At 65.6% G+C, this 10,691-nt stretch carries 9 protein-coding genes; 6 read left to right on the top strand and 3 right to left on the bottom strand.

Going from position 1 to position 10,691, the window contains the following annotated elements; all coding sequences use genetic code 11:
- Positions 1-186: 186 nt before the first annotated feature.
- Positions 187-933: a nitroreductase family protein gene (locus MR825_RS06085; RefSeq protein ID WP_186906654.1), complete on the bottom strand. Its 747-nt coding sequence runs from the start codon at positions 931-933 to the stop codon at positions 187-189.
- A 32-nt stretch (positions 934-965) separates the two neighbouring features.
- Here MR825_RS06085 and MR825_RS06080 point away from each other — a divergent pair, with 32 nt between their 5' ends.
- Positions 966-1,826 carry an RluA family pseudouridine synthase gene (locus MR825_RS06080; RefSeq protein ID WP_287879520.1) on the top strand — a complete coding sequence of 287 codons (861 nt, stop codon included), beginning with the start codon at positions 966-968 and terminating at the stop codon, positions 1,824-1,826.
- On the opposite strand, the gene MR825_RS06075 is transcribed toward MR825_RS06080, so the two are convergent.
- A complete protein-coding gene (locus tag MR825_RS06075; protein ID WP_186906652.1) occupies positions 1,823-2,875 on the bottom strand; it encodes a hypothetical protein in 1,053 nt (350 codons plus the stop codon). The genes MR825_RS06080 and MR825_RS06075 overlap by 4 nt on opposite strands.
- Positions 2,876-3,146: 271 nt before the next feature.
- Positions 3,147-4,211 carry a branched-chain amino acid aminotransferase gene (locus tag MR825_RS06070; protein ID WP_287879516.1) on the bottom strand — a complete coding sequence of 355 codons (1,065 nt, stop codon included), beginning with the start codon at positions 4,209-4,211 and terminating at the stop codon, positions 3,147-3,149.
- A 204-nt stretch (positions 4,212-4,415) separates the two neighbouring features.
- Between MR825_RS06070 and MR825_RS06065 the strand changes: the two genes are divergently transcribed.
- The 5 genes from MR825_RS06065 (at position 4,416) to tilS (ending at position 10,686) form a co-directional block, all read left to right on the top strand.
- Positions 4,416-6,410, top strand: coding sequence for a DHH family phosphoesterase (locus MR825_RS06065; protein ID WP_287879515.1), 1,995 nt, complete (start codon positions 4,416-4,418; stop codon positions 6,408-6,410).
- A gap of 37 nt (positions 6,411-6,447) precedes the next feature.
- Positions 6,448-7,173: a hypothetical protein gene (locus MR825_RS06060; protein WP_287879512.1), complete on the top strand. Its 726-nt coding sequence runs from the start codon at positions 6,448-6,450 to the stop codon at positions 7,171-7,173.
- Between the two features lie 33 nt (positions 7,174-7,206).
- The gene (gene rplI / locus MR825_RS06055; protein WP_287879511.1) at positions 7,207-7,653 is read left to right on the top strand and encodes a 50S ribosomal protein L9; all 447 of its coding nucleotides are present in this window, start codon (positions 7,207-7,209) and stop codon (positions 7,651-7,653) included.
- Positions 7,654-7,777: 124 nt separating this feature from the next.
- Complete coding sequence (dnaB, locus tag MR825_RS06050) at positions 7,778-9,130, top strand: replicative DNA helicase (protein ID WP_186906647.1); 1,353 nt, start codon at positions 7,778-7,780, stop codon at positions 9,128-9,130.
- Positions 9,131-9,315: 185 nt separating this feature from the next.
- Positions 9,316-10,686, top strand: coding sequence for a tRNA lysidine(34) synthetase TilS (gene tilS / locus MR825_RS06045; protein WP_287879508.1), 1,371 nt, complete (start codon positions 9,316-9,318; stop codon positions 10,684-10,686).
- Positions 10,687-10,691: the final 5 nt, after the last annotated feature.

Raw genomic sequence — 10,691 nt, 5'->3', positions numbered from 1 at the left:
ACCGCGCCTACGAGGCCGCCGTCCATGCCGCCGCCGAGGAGCTCTTCCCCCGCTTTTTCCCCGGGAACCACAGCCCTGCCGCCGATTCCCCGCCGTCCTGATCCGCCGGGGCAGGCCGCCCCAGGGGCGGTATCGGCGTGCTCCCCTCCGCGCCGGGGGACGGGCGGAGCAAGCGTGCGGCGCCGCTCAGGGGTAGGACGATCCGCCGCCCCGGAAGCTGGAGAGGTATTCCTCCACCGACCGGGTCATCTCCCGGGAAAAGCCGGAGTCATACTTCCGGTCACAGAAGGCCCGCAGCCAGTCGGCATAGGGCCGCTCCTCCGCTTTCCAGGCCAGCATCTGCCGAAGCTCCCCGGTGTCCATCCGGCGGTAGCCGTTTTCATGGACGATGTGCTTCAGCCCGCACCGTCCGGGCTTGGGCCGCGCCTTCTGCTGCTGCGTGGGACGCCCCAGCACCAGCATGACCGCCGGGAACACATAGTCCGGCAGGGCCAGCAGGGTGCGATGGATCCGGCACTGCTCCATGATGTCTCCGATGTAGCAGGAACCGATCCCCAGGCTCTCGGCGGCGGTGACCGCGTTTTGGGCGGCCACGGCGCAGTCGGTGACCGCCAGCATCAGATCCCCCGCGCCGGGCCTGCGGGGCGCGCAGCCCGCGGCACGGTAGGCGTCGTACCACTTCTGGCAGTCGGCGCAGAAGATAAGCACCACCGGCGCCCCGGCGATGAAGGGCTGATGATCACAGGTCTCCGCCAGGCGGTCCTTCAGGGCCGGGTCGGTGATATCCAGAATAGTGTACAGCTGCTGGTTTCCTGCCGTGGGGGCCGCACAGGCCGCCTCCAGGATGGCGCGCTTCTCCTGCGGCGTGACCGGCTCTCCGGAAAAGGCCCGCACCGATTTGCGGGCATGGAGCCCCGCCAGGATTTCATTCATATTACCTCACCTCAATGAAAGGATCTGATCCAATGCAGCCAAAACAGGCCCCCATCCTCACGGTGGACCGGGCGGACACCCTGCTTCCCTTTCTGCTCTCCCACCAAAAGGGGAAGCGCCGCAACAACATCAAAGCGCTGCTCACCCGGGGGCAGGTGCTGGTGGATGGGCAGGCAGTCACCCGTCACGACCATCCCCTCGTCCCCGGCCAGACCGTGTCTCTGCGTCCCCGTCTGCAGGGCGGCGATCTGCCCTTCCCCCTGCTCTACGAGGATGCGGATCTGCTGGCCATCGACAAGCCCGCGGGGCTGCTCTCCACCGCCAACGAGCGGGAGCAGGAGCGCACCGCCTTCCGTGCGGTGTCCGACTGGCTGCGGGACCGCGGGGAGGGCCGCGCCTTTCTGGTCCACCGGCTGGACCGGGACACCTCCGGCGTGCTCCTCTTCGCCAAGTCGGAGGCAGTGCAGCAGCGCTTTCAAAACGAATGGAACACGCTCATCCGCCGCCGGGGGTACCGCGCGGTGGTCGAGGGCGCGCCGCCCGAGCCGGCCGGCACCATCCGCACCCAGCTGCGGGAAAATCGGATCCACAAGGTCTATTCGGTCCGCTCCGGCGGCAAGACCGCCGTCACGCATTACCAGGTGGAGCGCCTGGGAGCGGACTACGCCCTGCTGGCCGTAGCGATCGATACCGGGCGCAAAAACCAGATCCGGGTCCACTTCAGCGAACTGGGCTGCCCCGTGGCCGGGGACAAGGTGTACGGCGCGGCCACCGATCCGCTGGGCCGCCTGTGCCTGCACGCCCACGAGCTGTCCTTTGCACACCCGGTCACCGGGGCGGAGCTGCTGCTGCGCTCCGAGACCCCCAGGGGCTTTTCCCGGCTGGTTCGCTAGGGCTGCCGTTCCGCCAGCCCCAGGCAGGTCCGGATGCCCGCCCGCAGCTCTACCAGCTCCGGATAGCCATAAAAAAAGTCCAGCTTTTGCTCCCACACGCTGCCGCCGCCCTGCCGGGGCCAGAGCACGAAATAGGTAAAGCTCTCGGCAATATCCTCCGAGGGATCGGTAGCGGCGTAGTCGGTCACGAAGTCGTCCTCGTGCCGCAGGAAAAAGCGATCGCTCTCCGGGTTGGCCCGGCGGTCGTCCAGGTAATCGCTCCAGAAGGCCTGATAGAAGTCGTCCAGATAGGAGCCGGGGACCGCCGCCATTCCCTCCTCATTGTAGGTGTCGGCGGTCTGAGCCGCGGTATAGGTCACCTGACCGGCGTTGAGGGTCAGGTAGTGGGTATACTCGTGGAGCACCGTCTCGGTAAACCAGTCCCCGTCTCCCGCGTCCGCAGGGTCCACCGCGATCTCCCAGCGCTCCCCCGCGCCGTCCAGCGCCGCCACATAGGCCAGGGTCTCGTCCGCCCCGTCGGTAAAGACGGTGAAGCGGGAAAACGCCGCCCAGCTTCCCTCCGGCAGAAGGCCGCGCATTTGCGCCCAGAGCGCCTCGTATTCCACCTCCCGATCGCCGTCCGGCCGGAACGGGCTTTCCGGGTCGGGCCGGAGGGTCTCATCCTCCTGGATCCAATACTCCGCCAACACCCGCTCGGCGGGGCTGTCGGAGTCCCAGCCGCCGCCGTCGCCCAGATATCGGGCGGTATAGCGCTCGTAAAGCCGGTTGAGCTGCGCCACCAGCCGCGCCTCCTCCCCCTCCGGCTGCCAGCCGCCGGAGGCTTGGCGGGCCTGACGCAGCGGGATGATGCGCTCCAGCAAAGCAACCACCCGCTCCTCCTCCCGCTCCGAGACCCGTTCTGCCAGCCGGCCAAGCTGGGCCCGGGCCAGATGCAGGGCCTCGGTATGCGCCGCGCCGGCGCCCGCCTCAGGCGCTGCGGCGGGTGCGGGAGCGCAGCAGGCCGAGCAGCACAACAGCAAAAACAGGATGCATACCGCCGCTTTTTTCACCCGACCACCTCTTTTCTGGTGGTATTTTACCACGGCTGCGGCGGAAAGAAAAGGGCGTGCCCCGCGTCTTTTCGAGACGCGGGGCACGCCCCCGGCTTTTCACGGATAAGCGGTCCGCCAAAAGCGGAGCACCTGCATATGGACCGGCTGAGATTTGTGTTTCACGACGGGCACACCGCCGTGAAACGGCAGCAAACCTTCGTTTGCCGCTCCGGCCGCGGACTTCTGCGAGGCGGACGATAACGAGTCGGCGGGCCGCCCGTATCTTCCGTCACAGCTTGAGCGTCCAGCCGAAGGGATCGGAGACCGTGCCCCACTGGATACCGGTCAGGGTGTCGTACAGCTTCCGGGTCAGCGCGCCGATCTGTCCGCCGTTGACCGTTACGTGACGCTCGCCCCAGCCCATCTCGCCGATGGGGGAGACCACGGCGGCGGTGCCGGAGCCGAAGGCCTCCTCCAGCCGCCCCGCCTCGGCGGCGTCGAAGAGCTCCTCGGCGGTGATGAGGCGCTCCTCCACCGGAACGCCCCAGCTCTTGAGCAGCTCGATGCAGGATTTGCGGGTGATGCCCGGCAGGACGGAGCCGGTGAGCGCTGGGGTGATCACCGTGCCGCCGATCTTGAACAGCACGTTCATGGAACCCACTTCCTCGATATACCTGCGGTGCACGCCGTCCAGCCAGAGCACCTGGGCATACCCCTGCTCCTCGGCCCGCTCTCCGGCCCGGATGGAGGCGGCATAGTTGCCGCCGCACTTGGTGTACCCGGTCCCGCCCCGGACGGCGCGGACATCCTGCTTCTCCACATAGATGCGCACGGGGTTGATGCCCTCTTTGTAGTAAGCGCCCACCGGGCAGGTGATGATGCAGAAAATATAGTCATGCGCCGCATGTACGCCCAGGCTGGGAGTAGTGGCGATGACAAAGGGGCGGATGTACAGGGACGTGCCCGGCTTGGCGGGCACCCAGCGCTCCTCCACGCGCACCAGCTGCTCAATGGCGGCAAGGGTATCTTCCTCCGGCAGCTGCGGGATGCACATCCGCTCGCAGGAGGAGTTGATGCGCCGGACGTTCTCCATGGGGCGGAACAGCTGCACGCCACCGTCCGGGCTGCGGTAGGCCTTCAGTCCCTCAAAGACCTCCTGCGCGTAATGAAACACCATGGCGGAGGGCTCCAGGGCCAGCGGCGCGTAGGGGACGATGCGCCCGTCGTGCCAGCCCTGCCCGGCGGTGTAATCCATCAAAAACATGTGGTCGGTAAAGGTCTTGCCGAACACCAGCATGTCCGGGTCGGGCAGCGGTTTGAGCGCCGCGGCGCGCTGGACGGGGTATTCCTTCATAAAAAGCGGCCTCCTTATCAAATGCTCTTTGTGCCCTTCAGTATGGCAGTCACCGGAGCAAAAGAATGTAAAGCGTGATACAAATTGGATAAAAGTTATTGTACCACACGCGGAGTTGGGGCGCAAGCAGACTTGTTTTTAACTTTTGAGTTTGGTATAATAAAATACCTTTATTGTTGAGTCCCGCGTCATGGGAGGTGTCTCATGCGAAAAAACAAGCTGTCCCATCTGCTGGAGCCCAGCCTCCGGCTGTATTTCCTATGCCTTCTGGTCTTTGCGGGCGTCACCGCCCTGTTCAGCCTCCCCGCCGCCCTGGCGGAACTGGCGGTGGTGCTGGTGCTCTACCTTTACTTCCGCCGCAGCAACGCCCACCGGCAGAAAGAGATCATCCAGTATATTGAAAGCGTCACCTGCAATATGGACACGGCCACCAAGGACACCATGGTCAACGCCCCCCTGCCCATGGTCATCTTCCGGCCGGAGAACGACGAGGTCATCTGGTCCAACGACCGCTTTCTGCAGATCACCGGCGAGCGCGAGCACCTGTTTGACACCAAGCTCACCGCCGCCGTACCCGACTTTTCCTCCCGCTGGCTCATGGAGGGCAAGACCGAGTGTCCCACCGAGGTGTTGCTGGGGGAGCGGCGCTTCCAGGTCTTCGGCCATCTGGTGCGCACGGAGGATTCCGGCGCCCGGGGATATCTGGCCACCACCTACTGGGTGGACGTGACCGATCTGGCCGACGTGCGGGACCTGTATTATGCCGCCCGTCCTGTGGCGGCCATCCTGATGCTGGACAACTATGAGGAGCTGATGAAGGGCATCCCGGACAACGCCCGCTCGGCCCTGCGCAGCGAGATCGACCAGCGTCTGGACCAGTGGGCGGCCCCCGCCCAGGGCCTGTTCTGCCGGTACGACCGGGACCGCTACCTCTTCCTTTTCGAGGAGCATTTCCTGGCCCAGTTTCAGGAGGGCAAGTTCTCGGTGCTGGACGCAGTCCATGAGGTGGTCAGCCCCAACGGCCTGCCCGCCACGGTGTCCATCGGCATCGGCCGGGACGCGGATACCCTGGAGGAGCTGTTCCAGTACGCCTCTTTGTCGGTGGAGATGGCCCTCTCCCGCGGCGGCGACCAGGCGGTCATCAAGAACAAGTTTAATTTTGAGTTTTACGGCGGGCGCACCAAGGAGCTGGAGAAGCGCACCAAGGTCAAGAGCCGGGTCATGGCCAACGCCCTGGGCGAGCTGGTGGCCGACGCCTCCCGGGTATTCGTCATGGGCCACAAATTTCCGGATCTGGACTGCATCGGCGCGGCCGCCGGCGTGTGCGCCATCGCCCGGAAAAAGGGCGCCCCGGTGAACATTGTCAAGGAGGCGGGCCAAAACCCCGCCAGCGAGATGATGGAGAAGCTCTCCCAGCTGCCGGAATACCAGGGCGTGTTTCTCTCCGTGCAGGACGCCATCCTGGCGGCCGACGTCAACGCCCTGTTGGTGGTGGTGGACACCAACCGCCCCGAGCAGGTGGTCAGTCAGGACCTGCTGGAGGCCTGCAACAAGGTGGCGGTCATTGACCATCACCGCCGGGCCGCCACCTATATCGCCAACGCCGCCCTGAACTTCCACGAGCCCTACGCCTCCTCCGCCAGCGAACTGGTCACCGAGCTGCTGCAGTACCTGCTGGAAGGCGCGGACCTGCGCAAGGCCGAGGCCGAGGCGCTGCTGGCCGGGATCACCCTGGATACCAAACAGTTCACCATGCGTACCGGCAGCCGCACCTTCGAGGCGGCCGCCTTCCTCCGCCGCTCCGGCGCGGATACCGGGGACGTGAAAAAGCTCTTCCAGAACGATCTGGAGGGCACCATCGCCCGGTACGACATCATCCAAAACGCCCGTATGTACCGCAACGACATCGCCGTGGCCCGGGTCGACCACCCGGTGGGCCGCATCACCGCCGCCCAGGCCGCCGACGAGCTGCTGAATATTTCCGGGATCGACACCTCTTTTGTCCTCTTCCCCGACGGCGAGGGGCGTGTGATCCTCTCCGCCCGGAGCATGGGGGATGTAAACGTGCAGGTGATCCTGGAAAAACTGGGGGGCGGCGGCAACGCCGCCACCGCCGGCGCCCAGGTGCCCGGCAAGAGCGTGGATGAGGTCACCAAGGACCTGCTGCGCGCCATCGACCAATACTTGGAGGAGGAATAGGCCCCGCCTGTTCCCTGTCCGTCAGAGGAGAATGGTTATGAAACGGCTGTTTCCCGCCGTGCCGGCCCTGCTGCTGTGCCTGACCCTGGCCGCCTGCGCCGCGCCCACGCCTACGCCTACGCCCACGCCCACGCCCATCCCTGCGCTGGAGCCGCCTCTTTCAGACAGTACGAAGGCGCAGCCGGTCCCCGACTTTCTGGATACGGACCAGCAGGCGCTGTTTCTCCACGCATTTGAGGCGGCCAATTTCCTGATGGGCTGCGAGACCTCCTACGTGGACCGTTTCCCTTTTGACGACGGCAGCATGCCGGACCTGGACCATTGCCAGACCGTGGAGCTGGGCGGCGATCTCTATGTGATCTCCGTAGGCCGCTATGCCCGCTGGGCGGACTTTAAGGCCATGATGGACGCTCTGTTCACGTCCGAATACCAGGAGGAGCTGCTCTACTTCACCCGCGCCCACGGCACGCCACAGCCTCTTTTTACCTCCACTGAGGATGGCAGGCTGTGCTATCTCGACGCCTCCCGGGGCAGCAGCCTGGAGTACGGCTGGTCCGGGACACCCGACTCCTACCAGTTGGTGCGTCGGACCGAGGACGAAATCGTGTTCGACCTGATCGTCCACTACGCCGTCCTGGCGGAGGCGCCGGAGGGCGCGGAGGAACCTTTGATCGTTACCGGTGAAACCGCCGAAGCATACCCCATCCGCATGGAGCGTACCGAAGACGGCTGGCGCGTCGCGGAAATTCATCTCCCCTATTAAATGATGACAGTTCCAGAAAGGAAGGACGATAACATGAAAGTAATTTTACAGCAGGACGTGAAGGGCCAGGGCAAAAAGGGCCAGATGATCGAGGCCAGCGACGGCTATGCCCGCAATTTCCTCCTGCCCCGAAAGCTGGCCGTGCCGGCCACCGCGGAGAATGTGAACACCATGAAGATGCAGGAGAAGGCGAGAAAGGCCCAGCAGGCCGCCGAAAAGGCGGAGGCCGAGGCCGTGGCCGCCAGGCTTGAGCAGCTGAGCGTGAAGGTGGTCGCCAAGGGCGGCAACGGCGGGCGGCTGTTCGGCGCGGTGACCTCCAAGGAGATCGCCGACGCCCTGAGCGCCCAGCACGGCATCAGCATTCCGAAAACCAAGATCGTCCAGGATGAGCCCATCAAGGCCTTCGGCGGCTATACGCTCAAGGTGAAGCTGGGCTACGAGGTCACCGGCACCCTGAAGGTGGTCGTGGCCGAGAACTAACGCGCGTTCGGGGGGCGTTTCCCCCGGACGGGAAGGCGGCCGCCTGCATTCAGGCGCGCCGCCGCGCGCTGCGGCGAAGCCGGTTCGCCCGCGCGCAAACAGCAACGGGAAGCGGGTGGAACACATGGCAACCGAAGAGGAGCTTTTGTCGCGGCAGATGCCCCACAGCGTGGAGGCCGAGCAAAGCGTGCTGGGCGCCATGCTCATTGACGCCCGCTGCGTGCCGGAGGTCATCGAAGCCCTGAAAAGCGAGGACTTCTATCTGCGGCAGAACCGGGAGATCTATGAGACCATCTATTCCATGTTCAATTTCTCCCAGACCATCGACCCGGTGACGGTGCTGGAGCACATGCGCCTGAACGGGGTATATGACGAAAACACCTCCCGCAACTATATTCTCCAGCTGATGGAGATCACGCCTACGGCGGCCAACGTAAAGGAGTATGCCGCCATCGTCAAGGACAAGTCCCTGCTGCGGCGCATCGCCGAGACCGCGGGAGACCTGACCGCCATGATCCAGGAGGGCACCGGCACCGCCCGCGAGGTGCTGGAGGCCGCCGAGCAGCGCATCTACGCCATCCGGCAGGGCCGCTCCGCCCAGGGCCTGGAGCACATCTCCAGCGTCATCCTCAACGTGTACGAGCGCCTCAACGAGCTGGCCGCCAGCGAACAGGCGGTCCCCGGCCTGTCCACCGGCCTGCCCGACGTGGACGCGGCCATCTCCGGTCTGAACAAATCCGACCTGATCCTGCTGGCCGCCCGCCCCGGCATGGGCAAGACCTCCTTCGCCCTGAACATCCTGCTGCACGCGGGCAAGTTCTCCGGCAAAACCGTGGTCTTTTTTTCGCTGGAAATGAGCCGGGAGCAGCTGGCCATGCGCCTGATCTCCGGCGAGAGCTTTGTGGACAACAAGCGCCTGGTGACGGGCAAGCTCAGCGAGGACGACTGGACCAAGATCGCCGCCGCCTCCGCCGCCCTGAACCAGACCCAGATCCTCATCGACGACAACCCCGCCCTCTCGGTGGCGGACATGAATGCCAAGTGCCGCCGGGTGGATAATCTGGGGCTGGTGGTCATAGACTACCTCCAGCTTATGACCTCCGCCGGCGGGCCGGGCCGCAGCGGCGATAACCGCCAGCAAATCGTCTCCGATATCTCCCGCGCCCTGAAAATCATGGCCAAGGAGCTCAACGTGCCGGTGCTCTGCCTGTCCCAGCTCTCCCGCGCCAACGAGGCCCGCTCCGACAAGCGCCCCATGCTTTCCGACCTGCGGGAATCCGGCGCCATCGAGCAGGACGCGGATATCGTCATGTTCCTCTACCGGGAGGATTATTACAACGAGGACAGCGAAAATCACAATCTGGCGGAGTGCATCATTGCCAAAAACCGCCACGGCGAGACCGGTAAGGTGGAGCTGCAGTGGCTGCCCGAGTATACCACCTTTTCCTCCCTTGACCGAAGGCACGAGGAATACTGACGTCCCGCGCCCGCCGTTCCCCCTCTTCGTTGTCCCGCCTGGGCGGGACAACGGAAGAACTGCGTGCTGCGCAGGCCCGCCCTCCAGCGCTTCCCCGCTTGCCCTGCGGGGCGGTTCCCCCTGTGTTTTTCCGCACGTCCAATCCATTTATTTCCGCCCCCGGCGGAAACTTTGCGAGGCGCGCTATGCTGCAAAAGGTGCTCTCTCTCTCGATGGAATACGATATGCTCCCCCGGGGCGGACGGGTCTTGTGCGCCGTGTCCGGCGGGGCGGACTCCATGTGCCTGCTCCACCTGCTGGGAGAGCTGGCAAAGCCCGGCGGCTTTACCATTGCGGCCGCCCACTTCCACCACCACCTGCGGGGCGCGGAATCCGACCGGGACGCGGCCTTTGTGGCCCAGTGGTGCGCAGCGCGCGACATCCTTTTCGTGATGGGCGAGGGAGATGTGAACGCGCAGGCTCAGAGCCGCGGCCTGGGTGTGGAGGAGACCGCCCGGCAGCTGCGCTATGATTTTCTCCGCCAAAGCGCCGAGGCTCTGGACTGTACGCGCATCGCCACCGCCCATAACGCCGACGACAATTTGGAGACCCTGCTGCTCCATCTGGTGCGGGGCGCCGGGCTGCATGGGCTGTCCGGCATCCCGCCCCGCCGCGACGGGATCGTGCGCCCCCTGCTCGCCTGCTCCCGGGCGGAGGTGCTCTCCTACCTGGCCGAGCACGGCATCCCCCATGTGGAGGACAGCTCCAATTCCGACGAGGCCTACGCCCGCAACCGCCTGCGCCATCAGGTGGTGCCGGTGCTGCGGGACCTGAATCCCCGCCTGAGCGAGGGCGTGACCGCCACCATGGCCCTGCTGCGCGCCGACAACGACTATCTCAACGCCCAGGCCGCGCTGGTCTGCGCCAACGCCCGCTGGGCGGAGGATGACCTGGTCATCGAAGCCCGCCTGATCGCCGAGCTTCCCCCCGCCATCGCCCCCCGGGCGGTGCGGCGGCTGCTGGAGATGCTGGGGGACGGCAATACCAACTGTTCCTCCGCCCACCTGAACGCCGTAGTGGAGCTGGCCCGGGGGAGCGATACCTCCGCCGTGGTCTTCCTGCCCGGCGGCAAGCTGGCCCAGCGGGTCTACCGGGAACTGCTGCTGACCCGTTCGTCGGATCCCATGCCCCCCTTCCTTCCCGCGCCCCTGGTGCTGGACGGGGAGACCCTCCTGGAGGGCACCCCATGGCGGGTGCGCTGCCGCTCGCTCCCCTGTCCGGACGAGAGCGAACGCCTTCCCGGCGCGGTCTACCTGGACCGGGACAAGGTGGACGGTGTGCTGCTGCTGCGGCCCCGGCAGACCGGAGACGAGATCGCCCTGCCCCGGCGGGGGGGCACCAAGACGTTGAAAAAGCTGTTTATCGACGAAAAAGTCCCCCGACGGGAGCGGGAACATATCCCCGTCCTGGCCGACCGGGCCGGGGTGGCGGCGGTGGCGGGCTTCGGGGCGGACCAGCGCCGTCTGGCCCAGACCGGGGGGCGTGCCTATGAACTGCTATTTTGGAAGAAAGAGTGAGCGAG

This window comes from Lawsonibacter sp., from assembly GCF_022777125.1.
In the GTDB taxonomy this organism is placed as follows: domain Bacteria; phylum Bacillota; class Clostridia; order Oscillospirales; family Oscillospiraceae; genus Lawsonibacter_A; species Lawsonibacter_A hominis.
Note: the sequence above shows the minus strand (reverse complement) of the source record. Positions and strands in the feature narration are given on the sequence as shown.

Excerpts from the sequence above, each read along its gene's own strand:
- MR825_RS06060 (WP_287879512.1), top strand. The coding sequence starts at position 6,448 with ATGAAACGGCTGTTTCCCGCCGTGCCGGCCCTGCTGCTGTGCCTGACC.
- MR825_RS06080 (WP_287879520.1), top strand. The coding sequence starts at position 966 with ATGCAGCCAAAACAGGCCCCCATCCTCACGGTGGACCGGGCGGACACC.
- MR825_RS06070 (WP_287879516.1), bottom strand. The coding sequence starts at position 4,211 with ATGAAGGAATACCCCGTCCAGCGCGCCGCGGCGCTCAAACCGCTGCCC.
- MR825_RS06065 (WP_287879515.1), top strand. The coding sequence starts at position 4,416 with ATGCGAAAAAACAAGCTGTCCCATCTGCTGGAGCCCAGCCTCCGGCTG.
- rplI (WP_287879511.1), top strand. The coding sequence starts at position 7,207 with ATGAAAGTAATTTTACAGCAGGACGTGAAGGGCCAGGGCAAAAAGGGC.
- tilS (WP_287879508.1), top strand. The coding sequence starts at position 9,316 with ATGCTGCAAAAGGTGCTCTCTCTCTCGATGGAATACGATATGCTCCCC.
- MR825_RS06085 (WP_186906654.1), bottom strand. The coding sequence starts at position 933 with ATGAATGAAATCCTGGCGGGGCTCCATGCCCGCAAATCGGTGCGGGCC.
- dnaB (WP_186906647.1), top strand. The coding sequence starts at position 7,778 with ATGGCAACCGAAGAGGAGCTTTTGTCGCGGCAGATGCCCCACAGCGTG.